The following is a 21,816-nucleotide window of genomic DNA, read 5'->3' as shown; positions in this document are numbered from 1 at the left end:
GCGGGCGTGCCCGCGAAGGGGCCGGAACAGGCTACACACCTGTCATCGGCTAACCCGGTACACCCGCTCCAACAAACTGGAAGCTCCGGCCTGCAGGAACTTCGGGCTTTCCTCAATCACCTCCACTGCCTCCAGCTCATCCACCTGCCACCCGGCAAACCCCTGCCGCAGCTCCTCATCCCCCACCGAAAACGGCGGCCCGCCCAGCAAAGCCTGGTCATAACCCAGAGTCACCACCACCCCCTGGCAACCCGCCGGCAGCAAGCCCGACAACAACTGCATGTAAGCCACACGCATCTGCGGCGGCAAGGCAATCAGCGCCGCCCGGTCATACAGCCCCGCGCAGTTGCCGATATCCCCTGCCTGCAACGCAAAGAAATCCCCACACCAGAGCTCCACGTCACCACTGCGCCAAACTTCGAAAGCCCCGCGCTGTTGCACCTCGGCTTCAAGCCCATGCTCGCGGAAGAATGCCTCCACCGCCCGCCGCGACAGCTCTACGCCCAACACGCGGTACCCCTGCCCGGCCAGCCAGGCCAGGTCCAGGCTCTTGCCGCACAATGGCACCAGCACGCGGCTACCCGGCGCCAGGCCAAGCGCTGGCCAATACTTCTGCAGATAGGGGTTCACCTGCGCCTGGTGAAAGCCGATCTGGTTGTCGGCCCACCGCTGCTGCCAGAACGCTGGCTCCATGATCACTCCCGATTTTTAGATGGTTTGTCGGTAAAAGTTGGTTTGGATTTCGATCTGTAGTTGATCGAAGATGAGTGCATCTTAACCGTCAGGACCCTGCCATGCTGCCCAGCCTGTTCATTTCCCATGGTTCCCCCATGCTTGCCCTGCAACCCGGCGCCAGCGGGCCGGCGCTGGCCGGGCTGGCCAACGCCCTGCCCCGGCCGAAAGCGATCGTGGTGGTGTCGGCGCACTGGGAAAGCAGCGAACTGCTGGTCACTGGTAGCGCGCAGCCAGAGACCTGGCATGACTTCTACGGTTTCCCACCGGCGCTGTATGCGGTGCAGTACCCGGCGCCGGGTGACCCCACCCTTGCCGACCAGGTCAGTGAATTGCTGAAGGCTGCCGGGCTGCCTGCCCGGCTGGACGCGCAGCGGCCGTTCGACCACGGCGCCTGGGTACCGCTGTCGCTGATGTACCCGGATGCGAATATTCCGGTGGTGCAGGTTTCACTGCCCAGCCACATGGGGACGGCGCTGCAGGTCAAGGTAGGCCAGGCGTTGGCGGGTTTGCGCGACCAGGGCGTGCTGCTGATCGGCTCGGGCAGCATTACCCACAACCTGGGCGAACTGGACTGGCATGCCGGGCCGGATGTGATCGAGCCTTGGGCACTGGCGTTCAGGGATTGGGTGGTGGAAAAGCTGCGGGCGGATGATCAGGAAGCGTTGCTGGGTTATCGGCAGCAGGCGCCGTTTGCGGTGCGCAACCATCCCAGTGATGAGCATTTCCTGCCGCTGTTCTTTGCCCTGGGGGCTGGGGGCAAGTTCGGGGTGGTGCACCAAGGGTTTACCTTGGGGGCGTTGGGGATGGACATTTATCGGTTCGACTGAAGATAGCCGGGGGCGCTTTGCGCCCCTTTCGCGACACAAGGCCGCTCCTACAGAGGTTACGCGTCACCATGGGGTACGCGATCCCTTGTAGGAGCGGCCTTGTGTCGCGATGGGCTGCAAAGCAGCCCCCAAATTGCACAGGCAAAAAAATCCCCAGCCAAAGCCGGGGATTTTTCATTGCGCCAGGATCAATCCTCGCGGTAGCGACGCAGCTTCAGCTGCTTGCCAGCCACGCGGGTGTCCTTGAGCTTGGACAGCAGCTTCTCCAGGCCATCTTCCGGCAGCTCGACCAGGCTGAAGCTGTCGCGCACCTGGATGCGGCCAATGGCGTCACGGGCCAGGCCACCTTCGTTGAGGATCGCGCCCAGCAGGTTCTTGGCAGCGATGCCGTCACGGGCACCCAGGGCAGTACGGCAACGCACACGGCCTTCGGCCAGCGGCATCGGCGCACGGCGCTCGCGGTCACCACGCTCCGGACGCTCGCCACGCTCACCACGTTCGGTACGCTCACCACGCGGGGCGAAGCTCGGCACCAGCGGCTGTTCACGCTCTACCGCAGCCAGGTCCAGCGCCTGGCCATTGGTGGCCTTGCGCAGCAGGGCAGCAGCCAGGGCACGCGCGCTGCAACCCAGGTCGGCGGTCAGGCGGTCGAACAGCTCGCCGTGGGTGGCTTCCGCTTCGGCAACCAGCGGCGCCAGGCTCGAGGTCAGCTTCTTGATGCGGGCATCCAGCACGGCCTGGGCATTCGGCAGGCGGGCTTCGGCAACTTTCTGCCCAGTTACGCGCTCGATCACCTGCAGCATGCGGCGCTCACGCGGGGTGACCAGCAGCAGTGCACGGCCATCGCGACCGGCACGGCCGGTACGGCCGATACGGTGTACGTAGGACTCCGGGTCGTACGGCATGTCGACGTTGAACACGTGAGTGATGCGCGGTACGTCCAGGCCACGGGCAGCGACGTCGGTAGCGACAACGATGTCCAGGCGGCCATCCTTGAGCGAGTCGATCACGCGCTCACGCTGGTTCTGGGCGATGTCGCCGTTCAGCGCGGCAGCCTTGTAGCCCTTGGCTTCCAGCGCGGAGGCCAGGTCCAGGGTGGCTTGCTTGGTACGCACGAAGGCGATCAGCGCGTCGAACTCTTCCACTTCCAGCAGACGCAGCACAGCCGGGATCTTCTGGTCGGCGTGGACCATCAGGTGGGCCTGCTCGATCGCGGTAACGGTCTGGGTCTTGCTCTGGATCTTGACGTGCTTGGGCTCGCGCAGGTGGCGTTCGGCGATCGAACGGATCGACGACGGCAGGGTGGCGGAGAACAGCACGGTCTGGCGGCTGGCCGGGATGGCATCGAAGATCACTTCGAGGTCGTCCATGAAGCCCAGCTTGAGCATCTCGTCGGCTTCGTCCAGTACCAGGTACTGCACGGTCGACAGGACTTTTTCGTCACGACGCAGGTGGTCGCACAGACGGCCCGGGGTGGCCACGACGATTTGCGCGCCGTTGCGGATCGCACGCAGCTGTGGGCCCATCGGGGCACCACCGTAGACGGCGACCACGTTCACGCCCGGCATCTGCTTGGCGTAGGTTTCGAAAGCGGTAGCAACTTGCAGCGCCAACTCACGGGTTGGCGCCAGGATCAGGGCTTGCGGTTCGCGCTTGCTCACATCGATCTTGTTGAGGATCGGCAGGGCGAAGGCAGCGGTCTTGCCGGTGCCAGTCTGCGCCTGGCCGATCATGTCGTGACCGGCGAGGATGATCGGGATCGATTGTTGCTGAATGGCGGACGGCTCTTCGTAGCCGGTCGCCAGAACGGCAGCAACAATATTCGGATTGAGATCGAGAGCGGCGAAGCCGCCGGTTTCCTGGGTCATGGGTCTGCCTCTAGGTGCATCCGCAAAGACCCATGCTCCAAAGCTGCACAAGCCATGAAAGACCGACAGGTCACCCAGGCAGCTTTGGCGGCGGGGATTTGCGAAAACGATTGAAAAAGAAAACGTGGGAAAGTCCGCCTAGCGGACGTGCAGCCGAAGCTGGACTCGGAGGGTTTGCACCACCTGATTTTGCGGTCCGCTAAAAGACCGGCGCGTACTATACCCGAAATCGTGCGCAGACGTGAGGAATATTTTCAGGGTGCCTGGCCAGTGTCGGGCCATCAATCACAGCAAGCTGAATCGATAATCCCCTGGAGCCTGGCGCGGTCCTTGTAGGAGCGGCCTTGTGTCGCGAAAGGGCCGCAGAGCGGCCCCGGCAATATTTGCATTGACGCTGGAATCCGGGGCCGCTACGCGCCCCTTTCGCGACACAAGGCCGCTCCTACACGAACCGCTACAGGTATCGCATAGGCCGCGCCAGCCATTCAGGTAGCCGGCCGAATCTCGCGGATCAGCCCCTCGAGGCTGTACCCCAGGCGCGGCGCCAGCGCCTCGGCCCGGGCTTTCAGCCCATCCAGGTCCAGCGTCTGCTCCAGGTCCGCCGGCACCAGCAGGATCACATTGCCCTCCTTCACCGGCAGTTCCCAGTAATGCCGGTGGTACAACCCGCGCAGCAACGCCGCGCCCAGCGGCTTGCCATCGTCGGTGGCCCACTGGTTGATCACCAGCCAACCACCCGGGTTCAGCTGCTGCTGGCAGTTCTCCAGGAAGTTCCACGCCAGGTGGCCCACCCCTGGCCCATGGTCGGTGTAAAGGTCGACGAACAGCAGGTCGGCCTTCTCCGCCGTGGGCAACAGCTCCAGGGCATCGCCGATGCGTACATACAGCCGCGGGTCGTCGTCCAGGCCCAGGTACTCCATGGCCAGGCGCGGTACGTCCGGGCGCAGTTCGATGGCCTCGATGTCGTCCAGCGGCAGGAACTTCATGCAGGCCTGGGTCAGCGTGCCGGCACCCAGGCCGAGAAACAGCGCGCTCTCCGGCTGCTCGTGGCACAGTGCCCCCACCAGCATGGCGCGGGTATAGTCGTACTCCAGCCAGCTGGGGTCGGCCGTGAACACGCAGCTCTGCTCGATCGCATCGCCGAATTCCAGAAAGCGGTAGTCGTCGACTTCATACACGCTGATGACGCCAAAGGCGTCCTCCACCCGTGCCAGTAGCCGCTCTTCCCGTTCCGCCGCCATGCTCACCACCCACCCGCGCAAAAACGCGCATTGTCCGTCAACACCCTCGATGCAACAAGCGCAGCGCCAACTGTTACCATGGCCCATAGCCTACAACCGACAAGACCGAGCCCGAGATGAACCAACCGTGGAGCCCCGACAGCTGGCGCGCCCTGCCGATCCAGCAGCAACCGACCTACCCCGATGCCGCGCACCTGCTGAAGGTCGAACAGACCCTGGCCAGCTACCCGCCGCTGGTGTTCGCGGGCGAGGCGCGCGAGCTGCGCCGGCAGTTCGCCGAGGTCACCGAAGGCCGCGCCTTCCTGCTGCAGGGTGGCGACTGCGCCGAGAGCTTCGCCGAGTTCTCGGCGGCGAAAATCCGCGACACCTTCAAGGTGCTGCTGCAGATGGCCATCGTCATGACCTTCGCCGCCGGCTGCCCGGTGGTCAAGGTCGGGCGCATGGCCGGGCAGTTCGCCAAGCCGCGCTCATCGGGCGATGAAACCATCGGCGACATCACCCTGCCCGCCTACCGTGGCGACATCGTCAACGGCATCGGCTTCGACGCGAAAAGCCGCATCCCCGACCCGGAGCGCCTGCTGCAGGCCTACCACCAGGCCACTGCCAGCCTCAACCTGCTGCGCGCCTTCGCCCAGGGCGGGTTTGCCGACCTGCACCAGGTGCACAAGTGGAACCTGGACTTCATCGCCAACTCGGCGCTGGCCGACAAGTACCACCAGCTGGCCAACCGCATCGACGAAACCCTGGCATTCATGCGCGCCTGCGGCCTGGACAGCGCGCCGCAGCTGCGCGAAACCAGCTTCTTCACCGCCCACGAAGCACTGCTGCTGAACTATGAAGAAGCCTTCGTGCGCCAGGACAGCCTGACCGGCGACTACTACGACTGCTCGGCGCACATGCTGTGGATCGGCGACCGCACCCGCCAGCTGGACGGTGCCCATGTGGAGTTCCTGCGCGGCGTGCACAACCCGATCGGGGTGAAGGTTGGCCCGAGCATGAACCCCGAAGAACTGATCCGCCTGATCGACACGCTGAACCCGGCCAACGACCCCGGGCGCCTGAACCTGATCGTGCGCATGGGTGCCGGCAAGGTCGGCGACCACCTGCCGGGGCTGATCCGCACGGTCGAGCGCGAAGGGCGCAAGGTGCTGTGGAGCTCCGACCCGATGCATGGCAATACCATCAAGGCCAGCAGCGGCTACAAGACCCGCGACTTTGCGCAGATCCTGGATGAGGTGAAACAGTTCTTCCAGGTGCACCAGGCCGAGGGCAGCCATGCCGGCGGCATCCACATCGAGATGACCGGGCAGAACGTCACCGAATGCATCGGCGGCGCCCGGCCGATCACCGAGGATGCGCTGTCCGACCGCTATCACACCCACTGCGACCCACGGATGAATGCCGACCAGTCCCTGGAGCTGGCGTTCCTGATTGCCGAAACCCTCAAGCAGGTGCGGCGCTGAGGTTGGGGCATGCCTTGGGATTTTCAGCGCCTGTGAGATCGAGCGCCGCCCGCGCGGCGCTTCGCGGGACAAGCCCGCTCCCACATTTGTTGCAACGTGACCATGCCTGTAAGGCCATGGTTGGCAGCCTTGTTGGCATGACTGGATTTCAAGGTGGGCATTGATGCCGCCCCGCCTGCCTCAGGCCATGCACCAAGGCAGGCAACCATGGCCTGGCAGGTTCGGCACGTTGCAACAGATGTGGGAGCGGGCTTGCCCCGCGAAGCGCCGCGCGGGCGGCGCTCGATCTCACAGGCGCTAAAAACCTCCAGCCAAACACCTCTGCGCCCCAACTCACCTCCTCAGCGGATCATCCCAGAAATGCCGCTCGGCCTCCTGCTGGATATCCGCCCGGCTCAACCCCAGGTCGTGCAGGGTCGCATCACTCAGGCTGGCCAGTTCCTGGCGCTGGCGGTACAGCTGCAGCCAGCGCGCCGGGCGCTGCAGGGCGGCATGCCACAGGTGGTTCAGGGAAAAGACAGGTTGCTGGATGCTGCTGACATGACCTTTCATCGTGAAGCCCTCCGTGTTGATGGCTCCAGTCTCCTGCCAGGCATAAGATCAATCCAACGAATGTTTCTGATGCCATGCATCTCGGAGATTGATGCAATGTCCCAGTACCAGAGCCTCGATGCGGACGTACTGCGCACCTTCGTGGCCATCGCCGAGCAGGGCGGCTTCACCCGCGCCGGCGAGGTGGTCAACCGCACCCAGTCGGCGGTGAGCATGCAGATGAAACGCCTGGAAGAAGACATTCTGCAGCGCCAACTGTTCGAGCGCGACGGCCGCCAGGTGCGGTTGACTGCCGAAGGCCAGGTGCTGCTCGGCTATGCGCGGCGCATCCTCAAGTTGCATGGGGAAGTGTTCAACACCCTGCGCATGCCACACATGGTCGGGATCGTACGCATCGGTACGCCGGACGACTATGCCATGCGTTTCCTGCCGACCATCCTGTCGAGCTTTGCCCAAGCCTACCCGCTGGTGCAGGTGGAGGTGCATTGCGACTCCTCCAAACAACTGATGCTGCGCCAGGACCTGGACCTGACCATCGTCACCCGTGAGCCGGGTAACGAGATTGGCCAGCTGCTGCGCCAGGAACGCCTGGTCTGGGCCGCCGCGGAAGGCTTCTGCCCGCAGGAGCAACGCCCCATGCCGGTAGCCTTGTTCAACACCGACTGCTTCTGCCGGGCCTGGACCTGCAATGCCCTGGAGGCCCAGGGCATCGACTACCGCATCGCCTATACCAGCCCGAGCCTGGCAGCGATCTTCGCCATTGTCACCGCTGGGTTGGCGGTGACCGCACAGTTGCAAAGCCTGATTGGCGGGAACATCCGCATTCTGGGCGAGAGCGAAGGGTTGCCGCAGTTGCCGGTGGCCAATGTGATGCTGGTGCGCAGTACCCAGAACCCTTCGCCGATCACCGATTGCATGGCCGACTACATTGTCGAAGGGTTCAAGTGAGCCGGGGCTGCTGCGCAGCCCATCGCGACACAAGGCCGCTCCTACAAGGGCACGCGATCCCCTGTAGGAGCGGCCTTGTGTCGCGATGGGCCGCAAAGCGGCCCCAAAATCTCAAAGCTCGAACCCGAGCATCACCGCACACCCCACCAAAAACACACAGAACATCGCCCGCAACACCTTCTCCGGCAGCGCATGGGCCAACTTCACCCCCCAGCTGATACTCAGCAGGCCGCCCACCGCCAATGGCACCCCCACCCCCCAGTCAACACTGTGGTGCACCCCATAGGTCACCAAGGTTACCAAGGTACTCGGCGCCGCCAGCGCCAGCGACAGCCCCTGCGCCACCACCTGGGTGGTACCGAACACACTGGTCAGGATCGGCGTGGCCACCACGGCCCCACCCACCCCGAACAAGCCGCCCATGGTGCCGGCAAAGCTGCCCAGCACACCCAGCCACGGCCAGGCATAGCGCAACTCGGCGCTGGGCGGCGTCACCTTCATGAACATCCGCGCCACGTTCCACACCGCCAGGGCCACCAGGAAGCCGACAAAGCCCAGGCGCATGGATTGCGCATCCAGCCCCACCGCCCAGATCGACCCCAGCCAGGCGAACACGAAGCTGCATAGCGACAGCGGCACCGCATGGCGCAGCTCGATGCGGTTACGCTGGTGATAACGCCACAGCGCCAGCAGCACATTGGGCACTACCATCACCAGCGCAGTGCCCTGCGCCAACTGCTGGTCCAGGCCGAACAGCACGCCCAGCGCCGGAATCGCGATCAGCCCGCCGCCAATGCCGAACAGGCCACCCATGGTCCCCAGGGCTGCGCCCAGCACGATATACAACAACCACTCGATCATCAGGGGCCTCATCCGCCTTTACACATAATGCGAGCATGCTAACGATTGCGGGCTGGCGGGGAAACGCACAGCAGCGCACAATGGCTGTGCGTTTTTCGCAAAAGCAAGGCAGCCATGAGCCCCGATACCCTGACCGACCAGCTAAGCCTGTTCCTCGATGTGCTGGAAACCGGCAGTTTTTCTGCCGCCGCCCGCCGCCACCCGCTGACCCCGTCCGCCGTGGCCCGGCGCATCGACAACCTGGAAAGCGCCGTGGGCAGCCGCCTGTTCACCCGCAGCACCCACGCCGTGCGCGCCACACCTGCCGGCAACGCCTTTGCCGAACGGGCCAGGCGCATCATCGAGGAGCTGCGCCTGGCACGCGCCGAAGCGGTGTCGCTGAGCAATGCCCCCGAAGGCCTGATCCGCATCGACGCCCCCGCCGCATTCGGCCGCCGCCACCTGGCCCCGGCCATCGCCGATTTCCTGGTCGCCTACCCAGGCCTTGATGTGCAACTGCGCCTGATCGACAGCTTCGTCGACCTGCATGGCAGCCACCTGGGCGAAGTCGACCTGGTGCTGCGCGCCGGCCCCCTGGCCGACACCCGGCTGGTCGCCACGCCATTGGCCTACATGGTGCGCATTGCCTGCGCCAGCCCGGCCTACCTGGCCAGCCGCGGCATGCCCACCTGCCCCAGCGAACTGCCCGGGCACGACGGCCTGGACTGGGACGGCCTGGCGCCGCCATTCGCCTGGCGTTTCAACGTGGCCGGGCAAACCCGCCTGTACCGCCCCTCACGCATGCGCATGGCCGCCAACAACGCCGAAACCCTGCTGTTCGGCGCCCTCGCCGGTTTAGGCATAGCCCACCTGCCCACTTGGCTGATCAGTGAATACCTGCTGCGTGGCGAGCTGATACCTTTGTTTTGCGACGGTGGCTTGCCCCAAGCGGAAACCAGCGGTATCTACGCGCTTCGCCTGGAACATGAAACGAACTCTCGCAGTCGTTTGCTGCTCGAATTTCTCAAGAGCCGCTTCAGCCCGATTCCACCCTGGGACCTGGCCTTGCGCAGTGAACTGCGCGAATAAAGCGCGCACTAACGATCCGCGTGCCAGACTTTCCCATTGATTACCTTCAAGGACCTGCATGAACGCCAACACCCAAGCCTCCTGTGACGAGCTGCTGCTGGACAACCAGGTCTGTTTCGCCCTGCACTCCACCTCGTTGCTGATGACCAAGGTCTACAAACCGCTGCTGCAGGCCCTGGGCCTGACCTACCCGCAGTACCTGGCCATGCTCGTGCTGTGGGAGCACGACGGCCTGACCGTAGGCGAGATCAGCCAGCACCTGCTCACCGACCCCGGCTCGCTGACCCCCCTGCTCAAGCGCCTGGAAAGCGAAGGCCTGCTGCAGCGCAACCGCAGCCGCGAGGACGAACGGGTGGTACTGGTGCAGCTGACCGACAAGGGCCGCGCCTTGCAGCAGCAGGCCAAAGAAGTGCCGCAGTGCATCCTCAAGGCCAGCGGGCGCAGCCTGGAACAGTTGCAACAGCTGCAGGCCGACCTGCTGGCGCTGCGCGAGAACCTGCAGAAAACCCTCTGACAGCTATGCTGTGCAATGGCCGTTCGGATGAGCGGTGACGATTTATCTTGCGCGCTAACTAATTGCGCGCTAATTTAAATCCCACACCAACCCGCGCCCTCCTCCAGACGGGGAGCGCACAGCACATTAGCGAGGCTCAAGATGCAAAAGGTCACTCCGCTGTACATCGCAGAAGCTACCTCCACCGGTGGGCGCGACGGCAAGTCCCGTTCCAGCGACGGCAAGCTGGTGGTCAGCCTGAGCACCCCCAAGGAACTGGGCGGCGCAGGCGGTGACGGCACCAACCCCGAGCAGATGTTCGCCGCCGGTTACTCGGCGTGCTTCATCGGTGCACTGAAGTTCGTGGCCGGGCAGGAGAAAAAAACCCTGCCGGCGGACTCCTCGATCACCGCGAAGGTGGGCATCGGCCAGATTCCAGGTGGTTTCGGCCTGGACATCGACCTGCACATCAACCTGCCGGGCCTGGCCCAGGCCGATGCCGAAGGGCTGGTGGAAAAGGCGCACAAGGTATGCCCGTACTCCAACGCCACCCGCGGCAATGTGGATGTGCGCCTGCACGTGACCGTGTAAGGCTTGCAGCGCCTCATGTAGGAGCGGCCTTGTGTCGCGATGGGCCGCGAAGCGGCCCCAGGATCGGCCTGCGAAAGCAAGTATTCCTGTGGGATCGTCAGGGCCGCTTCGCGCCCCATCGCGACACAAGGCCGCTCCTACAAGGGAAGCGTGCCGCGGCCTGGAAGTTTGCAGGCATTAAAAAACCCGGCCAAGGCCGGGTTTTTTGCGTTTTACAAGAAGATTACTTCTTGGAACGGCCTTTGAAGCTGTTGTCGCGAGTGTCGATATCGATCCACTCGTCGATCTGGATGAAGTCGGCAACCGAGATCTCGGTACCGTTCTTCAGCTTGGCAGGCTTCATCACCTTGCCCGAGGTGTCGCCGCGTGCAGCGTTCTCGGTGTAGACAACCTGGCGGCTGATGGTGGTCGGCAGTTCAACCGATACCAGGCGGCCTTCGAAGAACACGGCTTCGCAGACGTCTTCCATGCCTTCTTCGATGTACGGCAGAACGGCTTCGATGTCCTCGGCGTTCAGTTCGTACATGGTGTAGTCGGTGGTGTCCATGAAGGTGTATTCGTCACCGTTGATGAACGACAGGGTCGCTTCTTTGCGATCCAGGATCACGTCGTCCAGCTTGTCGTCTGCACCGTAGACGGTTTCGGTCTTGTAGCCGGTCAGCAGGTTCTTCAGCTTGGTCTTCATGATCGCGCTGTTACGGCCCGACTTGGTGAACTCAGCTTTTTGAACCAGCCACGGGTCGTTGTCGATCCGCAGGACGGTACCGGGTTTCAGTTCTTTACCAGTTTTCATTACGAAGTATCCGAATCTGGATGGATTTATAAAAATCGAGGCCGCGTATCATAGCGAATTTCGGTAAAAGTGTACTAGCGCTGTGGCAAGGTCCGGCTGAGCGGCCTGTCGCGCTGCCCAAAGCCGGGCATGCTGCTGCAGTTCCGGCCAGTGCTGGCGGGCCGCCTGCCAGGCCTGGCCCATGTCGCGGTCCATGTTCCAGGCACGCCACAAGCCAAGCAGCGCGGCATCGGCATCGCCTGACAACCCCTGTCGATAATGCGCGAGAAACGCTTCGAGCTTTTCCCAATGGGCATTCTCGTCCTGCACGTAGATGTGCCACAGCATCGGCTGCCCGGCCCACTGCGCGCGCGCGAACGAGTCTTCGCCGCGCACGGCGTTGAAATCACAGCTCCACAGCAACCGGTCGTAGTCATCCTGGCTGACGAAAGGTAGCACCTGCACGGTCAGCGCCCCTCGCTTGCGCACGCTGCCCACTTGCAGGGCCGCCTCGCCAAGCCACTGGCCGAGCCCCGCGACGACGCGCCCTTGCGGCACCAGCAGGTGGCAAGGTTGCTCGCCTGAGGCCAAGGCATCAAGCCAGTTGCCCAGTTGCGGGTTTTCGTAGGCGAACAGGGAAATCAGCAACGCCCCCGCTTCAGGGTTTACGCCAAGCCCCTGCAAGAAGGCCTGCCGTGCGCCTTGCTGGAACGCATCACGCCGCGCCAGCAGCGAGCCCTCGCGCAGCAAGCCACCGGTCTTTTCGGTAAAGCCGGGAAAGAAAAACACCTTGCGCAAGCCATTGGGCTGCGGCGAAGGCAAGCCATGGCAGCCCTCCACCCAGTCCTCGGCACTGAGGTATTCGAGGTTCAACCACAGCGGCGGCGTGGCGCGAGCACGCATCGCCTCTACATAAGCTGCAGGCAACTGGCAGGCGAAGGCACCGATTACCACATCAGCCGGCGCCACCGGCAGCCAGGTCACCGGCCACTGACGCACATCCACACCGTGCTGCCACTGCTGTGGGGCGGAGGCATCGGCCCCGGGGCACATGGGCGTGAACGCATTGAGGTCATCCACCCACAGGCGCACTGCCAGGCCGTGCTCGGCCACCAGCTGCCGGGCCAGGCGCCAGGTCACGCCTATATCGCCGTAGTTGTCGACGACGCTGCAGAAGATGTCCCAGGTGGCTTTCATGTGCCCTGCCCTCGCCCAGCGGAAAAACCGCGCATTCTGCGCATAAATTGTCGCGGACAAAAGCACCTGCGCGGAAAAATGCCCAGACGCATGCGACAATGCACCCCGAACACCCTGCCAGGAGGCTGCCATGCCGCGCCACCGTGAACTGAAGATCACCCTCAAGCCGCTGCCGTTGATCGTGTGCGTTGCCTTTGGCCTGTGGCTGGGCGCCGTGGCCATCGCCGCCAGCCTGTGGCTGGCCCTGCAACTGTGGCCACAGCAGGTACAGCCACTGGCCCAGGCCGTGGCCCCCGCCGCGTACCGGCCTGCCGCGCCGCCAGCGCCAGCCCCTGCGGCGGATGCCCAGGCGGAAATGTTCGAACGCTACAAGGACATCCTGCACAAGCAGGAGGTGCAACAGGCCGCCGAGGCCGCCCAGGGCAACCCGCGCAACCTCAACAGCCCCAAGTGCCAGTTCTGGCTGCAGCAGAACCGCACCGCGCCCACCGACAAAAGCCAGGCCAACGTGCTGGAGTTCTGTTACTGACCATGGACAAGCCCAGCCTGCTGGCGCAGATCGTCGCCACCCTCGAGCATGACCTGGATGTGCTGACCCGCGCGGCGCAAACCGCGTACGAAGCCGCCACTGCCGAAGAGAACATCGCCGAAAACAAGTACGACACCCTGGGCCTGGAAGCCTCGTACCTGGCTACCGGCCAAGCCCGCCGCAGCGCCGAGATCCGCAAGGCGCTGGTGACCTACCAGCAACTGCTGCTGCGCGATTACGACCCGGCACGCGGGGTGCAGGTGAGCAACCTGGTAACGCTGGAGGATGAAGATGGCGGGCAACGCCGACTGTTCCTCGGGCCCGAGGCGGCGGGGTTGAAGATTGGCGAGGGGAATGGGCTGGTGACGGTGATTACCCCGCGCTCGCCGCTGGGGCAGCAGTTGGTCGGCAGGAAGGTTGATGATGAGGTGAGCCTGGGGGCACAGGCATTGTTCATAGTCGATGTTGTCTGAACCGGCCTCTTCGCCGCCCAGGCCAGTGATCCCCGTGTAGGAGCAGCCTTGTGCTGCGAAGGGGCCATGAGCAACACAGAAAGTATTTGCCTTACCGGCCTCTTCGCAGCACAAGGCTGCTCCTACACGGATTGCAAGGCATCGAACCGCCGCGCCAACCCCTGCTCTTCGAACTGTTCCACCACAAAATCGATAAACGCCCGGGTCTTGCCCGGCAACAGCTTGTGCTCGGCGAAATACAGGCTGATATGCCCATCGTCCACGTACCAGTCCGGCAGCACCCGCTGCAGCCGCCCGCCTTCCAGGTACGGCACTGCAAACGGCAGGCTCACCAAGGCAATCCCCAAGCCCTGCTCGGCCACCGCGCAAGCCGCATCCGAATCGCTCATGGTCATCGCCTGGCGCAACTGCAATGGCTGCTGCACCTGCCAACGGCTGGTCAGCGGCCATGAACGCACCCGCCCGGTCTGCGGCGAGCGGATCAGGATACCGTCATGCCGTTGCAATACCTGCGGGTCGTCAATCGGCGCGTGCCGGCCCAGGTACGCCGGCGCCGCCACCAGCACCCGGTGCGCCGGGGTCAGCTTGCGCGCCACCACCCCCGGCGGCAGATCGAAGCCACCACCAATCGCCGCATCGAAGCCCTGGCCGATCAGGTCGACCTGGCGGTTGTCGAAATGCCAGTCCGGGGTAATGGCCGGGTAGCGACGCAGGAACTCGGCCAGCAATGGCAACACATACAAGCGCCCGAACACCGTGCCCATGCTCACCCGCAACAACCCGGCCGGCTGGCCTTCGCTGCTGGCCAGGTTGGCCACGGCGTACTGGATGGTGCGGAAGCTGTCACTGACCTCCCCCAGAAATCGCTGCCCGGCCTCGGTCAGGGTCAGCTTGCGGGTACTACGCTGGAACAACCGCACCCCCAGGCGCGCTTCCAGCTGGGCAACATGCTTGCCCACGGCAGCCGGGGTAATGCTGAGGCGCCTGGCGGCCTCGGCAAAGCTGCCGACTTCGGCACTGCGGATGAAGCATTCCAACGCGTTGAACGATTCCATGGCCATGATTGGCAACCAAAGGTTTACTCTGCTGATAGTGATTGCCATCTTATCAGCAGGTAATCAAGCGCCGATACTGCGCCCATCCAAGGCATTCCGGCCTGGCTTCCAGCAGGAGATCAGCATGTCCAAGCAACACACCCTCGAAGGCAAAGTAGCACTGGTACAGGGCGGTTCCCGCGGCATCGGTGCAGCCATCGTGCGACGCCTGGCCCGCGAAGGCGCGCAGGTGGCCTTCACCTATGTCAGCTCCGCCGGCCCGGCGCAGGCGCTGGCTGAGGAAATTACCGAAAACGGCGGCAAGGCCCTGGCCCTGCGGGCCGACAGCGCCGACGCGGCGGCCTTGCAACTGGCCGTGGATGACACTGTGAAGGCCTTCGGCCGGCTGGATATCCTGGTCAACAACGCCGGTGTGCTGGCGGTAGCGCCGGTGACCGAATTCGACCTGGCCGACTTCGACCACATGCTGGCGGTGAACGTGCGCAGCGTATTCGTCGCCAGCCAGGCCGCGGCACGCTACATGGGCCAAGGTGGGCGCATCATCAACATTGGCAGCACCAATGCCGAGCGCATGCCGTTTGCCGGCGGCGCCCCCTATGCCATGAGCAAATCGGCGCTGGTCGGCCTGACCCGCGGCATGGCCCGTGACCTGGGGCCGAAAGGCATTACCGTGAACAACGTGCAGCCAGGGCCGGTGGACACCGACATGAACCCGGCCAGCGGCGAGTTCGCTGACAGCCTGATCCCGCTGATGGCGATCGGGCGTTATGGCGAGGCGGATGAGATTGCCAGCTTCGTGGCTTACCTGGCGGGGCCTGAGGCGGGGTATGTCACTGGGGCCAGCCTGACGGTCGATGGCGGGTTTGCTGCCTGATTGAAGGGTTGCCTGTTCCGGCCTCTTCGCGGGCGCGCCCGCCCCCACAGGTATCCCACCGGCCTCAAACCCTGTGATAATCCTGTGGGAGCGGGCAAGCCCGCGAAGGGGCCGGCACAGGTTGACCCCGCTCCTACCTCCCGTCTGCCACGAGAACCCCATGAATACCCCCACGCTCAGCCGCGCCCTGATCCTGCTGATGGCCACCGCCACCGGCCTGGCCGTGGCCAGCAACTACTATGCGCAACCACTGCTGCACAGCATCGCCCAGCAGTTCGGCCTGAGCACCGCCAGTGCCGGCAGCATCGTCATTGCCGCGCAACTGAGCTATGGCGCCGGCCTGTTGCTGCTGGCGCCGCTGGGCGACCTGTTCGAGCAGCGCCGGCTGATCACCGTGATGACCGCCATTTCCACCCTGGGCCTGATCATCAGCGCCTGCGCACCGAGCCTGCCATGGCTGATCCTTGGCACGGCGCTGACCGGGCTGTTCTCGGTGGTGGCGCAGATCCTCGTGCCCATGGCCGCGACCCTCAGCGAGCCACACCAGCGCGGGCGCGCGGTCGGCACGTTGATGAGCGGGTTGCTGCTGGGCATCCTGCTGGCACGTACCGCCGCCGGGTTCATGGCCGAACTGGGTGGCTGGCGCAGCATCTACGTGCTGGCTGCAGTGCTGATGGCCATCACCGCCGTGGCGCTGTACCGCAGCCTGCCGCAACACCACAGCCATGCCGGGCTGAAATACCCGGCGCTGATCGGCTCGGTGTTCCGCCTGTTCGTTGAAGAACCGGTGCTGCGCCTGCGCTCGCTGCTCGGCCTGCTGGCATTCAGCCTGTTCGCGCTGTTCTGGACGCCACTGGCGTTCCTGCTGGCGAAAGGCCCATACCACTATTCGGACGCGGTGATAGGCCTGTTCGGCCTGGCCGGTGCAGCGGGTGCGCTGTCGGCCAACTGGGCGGGCCGCCTGGCCGACCGTGGCAAGGGTTCGCTGGGCACCACCGTGGGCCTGGTGGTATTGCTGCTGTCGTGGGTGCCGCTGGGCTTTGCCGAGCAATCGTTGCTGGCCTTGCTGCTGGGCGTGCTGATGCTCGACCTGGCAGTGCAGCTGGTGCACGTGAGCAACCAGAACGCGGTGATTGCCCTGCGGCCCGAGGCGCGCACGCGGCTGAATGCCGGGTATATCACCTGCTACTTCATTGGCGGGGCCTTGGGGTCGTTGCTGGGTACGCAGTTGTTCCAGCGCCAGGGCTGGATGGGGATTGTGCTGGCCGGGTTGGTGATTGGCGGGCTGGCGTTGCTGGCGTGGGGGTTGGCGGAGCGCAAGCGCAGGAGCGCTTTGCAAGCGGCCTGAAAAATTTTTGTTGGATTCTTCACGGGCGTGCCCGCGAAGAGGCCATCAGCCATGGCGACAATGCACCGCACGACCCTCCGTCGCATGGCCGTTGACTTGCCTGCCCGGGCAGCGCTCAGTAGGCGCTGGTCAATGCCCTTTCCCTGACAGGACGACGTTATGACAAGACTCACGGTGCAATCCGGCGATTTCTTGCAAGGCGAAGGCGAGTATCGCAACGGATCGCTCACACTCAAGACCCCGCGCAGCCCCTCCCCGGGCGAGCGGATTTCCCTGGCACGCATCAGCGAGCTGCGGCTGGCCAGCCTGGAATCCAGCCGTAGCCTGGGCAGTGCCCTGGGCTGGGGCGTGGCCGGGGCCCTGGTGGCCGGGCCGGTGGGATTGCTGGCCGGGCTGTGGCTGGGTGGCAAGGAAGAGGAAGCCACCTTCCTGGCCACCTTCAAGGACGGGCGCAAGCTCATGGCCATTACCGATGGCAAGACCTGGTCGAAGATCGATGACAACTGGCGGCAGCACAGGCGGCCGGCCCGCAAAGGCTGACTGGATATCGCAGGGCCCGGATCGTTTTATGTTGAAGGCGGCTGTAAGATGCCGCCTTTTTCATGGCCTGTGCCGGCCTCTTCGCGGGTAAACCCGCTCCCACAGGGATATCACTGCACCTGAGGATAGTGATTTTCCTGTGGGAGCGGGTTCACCCGCGAAGAGGCCGGCACAGGTGTCGCGCATCCAGGAGCCCCACCGCATGCCCCCGCGTCACCCCCGCCTGCCCCTGAGCCTGCTCAGTCTGGGCCTGGCCCTGCATTGCCCCCATGTGCTTGCCGAAGACAGCGTGCTACTGGCCCCGCTGCAGGTGTCCGATACCTACACCAACGACGGCTACCAGGCACGCCAGGCAACAGTAGGCGGCTTCCAGCCCGCGCCCCTGCTCGACACCCCGGCCTCGATCAGCGTGTTCAGCCAGCAACTGCTGGAAGACCGCCAGGTACGCCAGCTCAGCGAGGTGCTGCAAAGCGACGCCTCGGTGGGCGAAAGCTACGCCCCCATCGGCTACTACGAAAACTTCAACGTGCGCGGCTTCGAGCTGAATGCCGCCAGCAGCTACCGCATCAATGGCCAGACCATCGCCGGCGAGCAGAACGTGGCCGTGGAGAACAAGCAGCAGGTGGAGCTGCTCAAGGGTTTGTCCGGGCTGCAGAGCGGTGTGTCGGAGCCGGGCGGCCTGATCAACTACGTGACCAAGCGCGCCGAAGACGTGCACAGCGTCACGGTGTCGACCAACGAACAAGGCGAGCGCTACCTGGCCACCGATCTGGGCGGCTGGTTCGGCAGCGAGCGGCAGTTCGGCCTGCGGGCCAACCTGGCCCATGAAGACATCCGCTCCTACGTCGACCACGCCGACGGCAAGCGCGACTTCGCCTCGCTGGCCTTCGACTGGCAGATCAACCCGGATGCCACCCTGCAGCTGGATGCCGAATACCAGCATCGCGAACAGCGCTCGGTGCCGGGATACCAGCTGCTCGGTGGCAGCGGAGTCCCCCATGGCATCGACCCCGACGACCGCCTGGCCTACCAGCACTGGGCCAAGCCGGTGCAGAACGATTCGCTGAACCTGGGTGGGCGCTTCGAGTACCGTTTCAACGAAGCCTGGACCGGGACCTTGAGCGCCTCGCGCAGCAAGGTGGTTATCGATGACTACAGCTCGTTTGCCTGGGGTTCGAGCGAAGGCGCGTTCTTCGGCAGCAACGGCGACTACGACATCTACGACTTCCGCAGCCCCGACGACACCCGCCGTACCGACGAGGCGCAGGCCATGCTCAACGGGCGTTTCGATGCGCTGGGCGTGGGGCATGAGCTGACCGTGGGCACCAGTGCGCAGCGGCGCACGCTGGATCAGCGCCCCAGCTATATGGAATGGGTAGGTACAGGCAACATCTACACGGGTGCACCGGCCTTTGACCCATCCGACAAGCCCATCAGGTCTAGCGAACGTCGCCTGGACAGCCGCCAGTACGGGTTGTTCGTGAGCGACCGCATCAGCTTCAACGAGCACTGGCAGACCGTACTGGGTGCCCGTGAAGTACGCCTGGACGAGAAAACCTGGAATGAGGACGGCGTTGCCGGTCGCCATACCCGGCAGTACGAGTTGCTGCCCAACGCCGCGCTCATCTACAAGCCGCAGCCGGATACCACGGTATATGCCAGTTATTCCAAAGGCCTGTCGGCAGGCGGCACCGCACCGTGGTTCGCCGAGAACAAATTCGAAATCCTGGCACCGACGACCTCGCACCAACTGGAACTGGGCCTCAAGCATGACTGGCAAGGCCTGAGCTTCAGCGCCGCACTGTTCCAGATACGCCAGGCATACCAGTACGCGCGCCCGGACGGCGCCGGCACTTTCACCTATGTGCAACAAGGCCAGCAGAAGAACACCGGCCTGGAACTGGGCGCCAGCGGCTGGGTGACCTCGAACCTGCAGGTGCAGGCCAGCGCTGCGGCGATTCGGGCGCGGGTGCAGAACAGCGACACCGATGCCTATGAAGGCCACCAGGCGATCAACGTGCCCAGGTTCCGGGCGGCGCTGCAGGCGGAATACACCCTGCCGGTACCGGGCTTGGCACTGCTGGGCGGGGCGCGCTACAGCGCCAGCAAGTATGCGAGCCAAGCGGGGAATGTGGAAGTTGGTGGGTATACGGTGTTCGATGTGGGTAGCCGCTACCGCACGCGCATTGGTGGGTATGACACGGTGCTGCGGCTGACTGTGGATAACGTGTTCGACAAGCGTTATTGGCGCGATGTGGGGGATTACCTGGGGGATAACTACCTGTTCCAGGGAGCGCCGCGGACGGCTCGGCTTTCGGCTTCGGTGAGTTTCTAGAATTTTGGGGGCGCGTTGCGCCCCTTCGCGACACAAGGCCGCTCCTACAGGCGTACGCGGTCCCCTGTAGGAGCGGCCTTGTGTCGCGAAAGGGCCGCAAAGCGGCCCCCAAAGGCGCAAAAACAAAAAGCCCCCGGCTTCTCAGCTCGGGGGCTCTTCGTAGAATGTGGCGGTGAAGAAGGGATTTGAACCCTTGATACGATTTCTCGTATACACACTTTCCAGGCGTGCTCCTTCGACCACTCGGACACTTCACCGTTTCTCTTCAAGCCTTGCAGCCTGTCGAGGTGCGCTAATTTAGTGAAAGACCTTCCCTTTGGCAAGCATTTTTTTCAATTTTTTCATGCATTTGCATTTGAGCCCCGGCGAACGCTGACCGACCAGTCAGCCTTACTGCTTTACCTCGCCCCTGGCGCTGGGTAACGTCGTCGCCACGCCAACAAAAGGACTCTGCCATGAGCGAGCTGATTACCTACCACGCCGAAGACGGCATCGTTACCCTGACCCTGAACAACGGCAAGGTCAACGCCATCTCGCCAGACGTCATCGCCGCCTTCAACGCCGCGCTAGACCGCGCCACCGAAGAACGCGCGGTGGTGATCATCACCGGGCAGCCCGGCATCCTGTCTGGCGGCTACGACCTCAAGGTGATGACCAGCGGCCCCAAGGAAGCAGTCAGCCTGGTCACCGCTGGCTCCACCCTCGCCCGCCGCCTGCTTTCGCACCCGTTCCCGGTGGTAGTCGCCTGCCCGGGCAATGCCGTGGCCAAGGGTGCCTTCCTGCTGCTGTCGGGCGACTATCGCATTGGCGTCGAAGGGCCGTACAAGGTGTGCCTGAACGAAGTGCAGATCGGCATGACCATGCACCATGCCGGCATCGAACTGGCCCGCGACCGCCTGCGCCGCTCGGCCTTCCACCGCTCGGTGATCAATGCCGAGGTGTTTGACCCGCAGGGCGCGGTGGACGCAGGCTTCCTCGACAAGGTAGTGCCGGCCGAGCAGTTGCAGGAAGCGGCACTGGCGGCGGCGCGAGAGCTGAAGAAGCTGAACATGCTGGCGCACAAGAACACCAAGCTGAAGGTGCGCAAAGGGCTGCTGGAAGCGTTGGACAAGGCGATCGAGCTGGACCAGCAGCATATGGGTTAGCCGGGCCGGCCTCTTCGCGGGCGTGCCCGCTCCCACAGGGACAGCGCCAGAGCCGATGGCAACGCTGTACCTGTGGGAGCGGGCAAGCCCGCGAAGAGGCCGCAACAGGCTTACACCAGGGTTTGCCCCAACCAGTGCACATCCGTACACTGCCCGGCGACTGTCTGGTGTGAGTCGTACCATGCTTTATTCATTGCGCATGTTCCTGCTGGCGCTGCATTTCCTTGTGGTTGGTACCCTGGGCCTGGTCATTGGCCTGTGCCGTCCCTTCAACCCCGACAACAGCCGCCTGTTCGCCCGCCTCTATAGCCTGCCGGCCACCTGGCTGATGCGCATCAGGGTCAAGGCCGAAGTCGGCCCGCTGTGGGACCAGCCGCCAGGCTGCGTGATCGTCGCCAACCACCAGTCCAACTTCGACCTGTTCGTGCTAGGCCAGGTGGTGCCGCAGCGCACCGTCGCCATCGGCAAGAAAAGCCTGGGCTGGATCCCGCTGTTCGGCCAGCTGTTCTGGCTGGGTGGCAACGTGCTGGTCGACCGCAAGAACGCCTACCAGGCACGCAAGGCCATGCAGAAGACCACCCGGGTGCTGCAGGACGATACCTCGATCTGGATTTTCCCCGAAGGCACGCGCAATCCCGGCGAGCACCTGCTGGCCTTCAAGAAAGGCGCGTTTCACATGGCCATCGAGGCCGGTGTGCCGATCGTGCCGGTATGCGTCAGCCGCTATGCCGGGCGCCTGAGCCTGAACAGCTGGCGCCAGCGCACGGTGATCGTGCGCTCGCTGCCACCGATCGCCACGGCGGGCATGACCCTGCAGGACCTGCCGGCGCTGATCGAACAGTGCCGGGGGCAGATGCAGCAATGCATCGACCGCATGGAAGGGGAACTGGCCAAGCGCTAG

Annotated in this window: 21 protein-coding genes, 1 tRNA gene and 1 pseudogene; 14 read left to right on the top strand and 9 right to left on the bottom strand. The window is 64.2% G+C overall.

Annotation, left to right across the window (positions count from 1 at the left end; translation table 11 throughout):
* Positions 1 to 42 precede the first annotated feature (42 nt).
* A complete protein-coding gene (locus C163_RS06985) occupies positions 43 to 693 on the bottom strand; it encodes a thiopurine S-methyltransferase (RefSeq protein WP_025338186.1) in 651 nt (216 codons plus the stop codon).
* Between the two features lie 101 nt (positions 694 to 794).
* On the opposite strand from C163_RS06985, the gene C163_RS06980 reads away from it, so the two are divergent.
* Positions 795 to 1,562: a class III extradiol ring-cleavage dioxygenase gene (locus C163_RS06980; RefSeq protein WP_025338185.1), complete on the top strand. Its 768-nt coding sequence runs from the start codon at positions 795 to 797 to the stop codon at positions 1,560 to 1,562.
* Between the two features lie 188 nt (positions 1,563 to 1,750).
* On the opposite strand, the pseudogene C163_RS06975 reads toward C163_RS06980, so the two are convergent.
* Both C163_RS06975 and C163_RS06970 read right to left on the bottom strand, forming a co-directional pair.
* A pseudogene (locus tag C163_RS06975) lies at positions 1,751 to 3,464 on the bottom strand (DEAD/DEAH box helicase).
* 451 nt (positions 3,465 to 3,915) lie between these two features.
* Complete coding sequence (locus C163_RS06970) at positions 3,916 to 4,671, bottom strand: spermidine synthase (RefSeq protein WP_025338183.1); 756 nt, start codon at positions 4,669 to 4,671, stop codon at positions 3,916 to 3,918.
* 116 nt (positions 4,672 to 4,787) lie between these two features.
* Here C163_RS06970 and C163_RS06965 point away from each other — a divergent pair, with 116 nt between their 5' ends.
* Positions 4,788 to 6,134: a class II 3-deoxy-7-phosphoheptulonate synthase gene (locus C163_RS06965; RefSeq protein ID WP_003247094.1), complete on the top strand. Its 1,347-nt coding sequence runs from the start codon at positions 4,788 to 4,790 to the stop codon at positions 6,132 to 6,134.
* 333 nt (positions 6,135 to 6,467) lie between these two features.
* Here the strand turns inward: C163_RS06965 and C163_RS06960 are convergent, their stop codons facing one another.
* Complete coding sequence (locus tag C163_RS06960; RefSeq protein ID WP_025338182.1) at positions 6,468 to 6,686, bottom strand: DUF1127 domain-containing protein; 219 nt, start codon at positions 6,684 to 6,686, stop codon at positions 6,468 to 6,470.
* A 96-nt stretch (positions 6,687 to 6,782) separates the two neighbouring features.
* Here C163_RS06960 and C163_RS06955 point away from each other — a divergent pair, with 96 nt between their 5' ends.
* Positions 6,783 to 7,634, top strand: coding sequence for a LysR substrate-binding domain-containing protein (locus tag C163_RS06955; protein WP_025338181.1), 852 nt, complete (start codon positions 6,783 to 6,785; stop codon positions 7,632 to 7,634).
* A gap of 111 nt (positions 7,635 to 7,745) precedes the next feature.
* On the opposite strand, the gene C163_RS06950 is transcribed toward C163_RS06955, so the two are convergent.
* Positions 7,746 to 8,495 (bottom strand): sulfite exporter TauE/SafE family protein, encoded by a 750-nt coding sequence (locus C163_RS06950; RefSeq protein WP_025338180.1) that lies wholly within the window; start codon positions 8,493 to 8,495, stop codon positions 7,746 to 7,748.
* Between the two features lie 114 nt (positions 8,496 to 8,609).
* Between C163_RS06950 and C163_RS06945 the strand changes: the two genes are divergently transcribed.
* The 3 genes from C163_RS06945 to C163_RS06935 all read left to right on the top strand — a co-directional run bounded on the left by C163_RS06945 (position 8,610) and on the right by C163_RS06935 (position 10,647).
* Positions 8,610 to 9,563: a LysR family transcriptional regulator gene (locus C163_RS06945; protein ID WP_025338179.1), complete on the top strand. Its 954-nt coding sequence runs from the start codon at positions 8,610 to 8,612 to the stop codon at positions 9,561 to 9,563.
* A 58-nt stretch (positions 9,564 to 9,621) separates the two neighbouring features.
* Positions 9,622 to 10,077, top strand: coding sequence for a MarR family winged helix-turn-helix transcriptional regulator (locus tag C163_RS06940; protein ID WP_025338178.1), 456 nt, complete (start codon positions 9,622 to 9,624; stop codon positions 10,075 to 10,077).
* 141 nt (positions 10,078 to 10,218) lie between these two features.
* The gene (locus C163_RS06935) at positions 10,219 to 10,647 is read left to right on the top strand and encodes an organic hydroperoxide resistance protein (RefSeq protein ID WP_025338177.1); all 429 of its coding nucleotides are present in this window, start codon (positions 10,219 to 10,221) and stop codon (positions 10,645 to 10,647) included.
* A 223-nt stretch (positions 10,648 to 10,870) separates the two neighbouring features.
* On the opposite strand, the gene efp is transcribed toward C163_RS06935, so the two are convergent.
* Both efp and earP read right to left on the bottom strand, forming a co-directional pair.
* Positions 10,871 to 11,440 carry an elongation factor P gene (efp, locus tag C163_RS06930; protein WP_013971530.1) on the bottom strand — a complete coding sequence of 190 codons (570 nt, stop codon included), beginning with the start codon at positions 11,438 to 11,440 and terminating at the stop codon, positions 10,871 to 10,873.
* A gap of 48 nt (positions 11,441 to 11,488) precedes the next feature.
* Positions 11,489 to 12,616: an elongation factor P maturation arginine rhamnosyltransferase EarP gene (gene earP / locus C163_RS06925; RefSeq protein ID WP_025338176.1), complete on the bottom strand. Its 1,128-nt coding sequence runs from the start codon at positions 12,614 to 12,616 to the stop codon at positions 11,489 to 11,491.
* A 130-nt stretch (positions 12,617 to 12,746) separates the two neighbouring features.
* On the opposite strand from earP, the gene C163_RS06920 reads away from it, so the two are divergent.
* Together C163_RS06920 and C163_RS06915 are read left to right on the top strand one after the other, a co-directional pair.
* Positions 12,747 to 13,145 carry a hypothetical protein gene (locus C163_RS06920; protein WP_025338175.1) on the top strand — a complete coding sequence of 133 codons (399 nt, stop codon included), beginning with the start codon at positions 12,747 to 12,749 and terminating at the stop codon, positions 13,143 to 13,145.
* Between the two features lie 2 nt (positions 13,146 to 13,147).
* The gene (locus tag C163_RS06915) at positions 13,148 to 13,618 is read left to right on the top strand and encodes a GreA/GreB family elongation factor (RefSeq protein WP_025338174.1); all 471 of its coding nucleotides are present in this window, start codon (positions 13,148 to 13,150) and stop codon (positions 13,616 to 13,618) included.
* Positions 13,619 to 13,740: 122 nt separating this feature from the next.
* On the opposite strand, the gene C163_RS06910 is transcribed toward C163_RS06915, so the two are convergent.
* On the bottom strand, positions 13,741 to 14,679 hold the full coding sequence (locus C163_RS06910; RefSeq protein ID WP_025338173.1) for a LysR family transcriptional regulator: 939 nt from the start codon (positions 14,677 to 14,679) through the stop codon (positions 13,741 to 13,743).
* Positions 14,680 to 14,797: 118 nt separating this feature from the next.
* Here C163_RS06910 and C163_RS06905 point away from each other — a divergent pair, with 118 nt between their 5' ends.
* From C163_RS06905 to C163_RS06890, 4 genes are all read left to right on the top strand, one after another.
* Entirely contained in the window at positions 14,798 to 15,547 is a 750-nt protein-coding gene (locus C163_RS06905) for a 3-oxoacyl-ACP reductase family protein (RefSeq protein WP_025338172.1), read from the top strand.
* A 160-nt stretch (positions 15,548 to 15,707) separates the two neighbouring features.
* Positions 15,708 to 16,895: an MFS transporter gene (locus C163_RS06900; RefSeq protein ID WP_025338171.1), complete on the top strand. Its 1,188-nt coding sequence runs from the start codon at positions 15,708 to 15,710 to the stop codon at positions 16,893 to 16,895.
* 159 nt (positions 16,896 to 17,054) lie between these two features.
* Entirely contained in the window at positions 17,055 to 17,435 is a 381-nt protein-coding gene (locus C163_RS06895; RefSeq protein WP_025338170.1) for a hypothetical protein, read from the top strand.
* Between the two features lie 202 nt (positions 17,436 to 17,637).
* Complete coding sequence (locus tag C163_RS06890) at positions 17,638 to 19,770, top strand: TonB-dependent siderophore receptor (protein ID WP_025338169.1); 2,133 nt, start codon at positions 17,638 to 17,640, stop codon at positions 19,768 to 19,770.
* Positions 19,771 to 19,937: 167 nt separating this feature from the next.
* Here the strand turns inward: C163_RS06890 and C163_RS06885 are convergent.
* Positions 19,938 to 20,027, bottom strand: a tRNA-Ser gene (locus tag C163_RS06885).
* Between the two features lie 198 nt (positions 20,028 to 20,225).
* Here C163_RS06885 and C163_RS06880 point away from each other — a divergent pair.
* Complete coding sequence (locus C163_RS06880) at positions 20,226 to 20,915, top strand: crotonase/enoyl-CoA hydratase family protein (RefSeq protein ID WP_025338168.1); 690 nt, start codon at positions 20,226 to 20,228, stop codon at positions 20,913 to 20,915.
* Positions 20,916 to 21,096: 181 nt separating this feature from the next.
* On the top strand, positions 21,097 to 21,816 hold the full coding sequence (locus tag C163_RS06875; RefSeq protein ID WP_025338167.1) for a 1-acyl-sn-glycerol-3-phosphate acyltransferase: 720 nt from the start codon (positions 21,097 to 21,099) through the stop codon (positions 21,814 to 21,816).

Source organism: Pseudomonas sp. FGI182 (assembly GCF_000511325.1).
Taxonomy (GTDB): Bacteria; Pseudomonadota; Gammaproteobacteria; order Pseudomonadales; family Pseudomonadaceae; genus Aquipseudomonas; species Aquipseudomonas putida_Z.
Note: the sequence above shows the minus strand (reverse complement) of the source record. Positions and strands in the feature narration are given on the sequence as shown.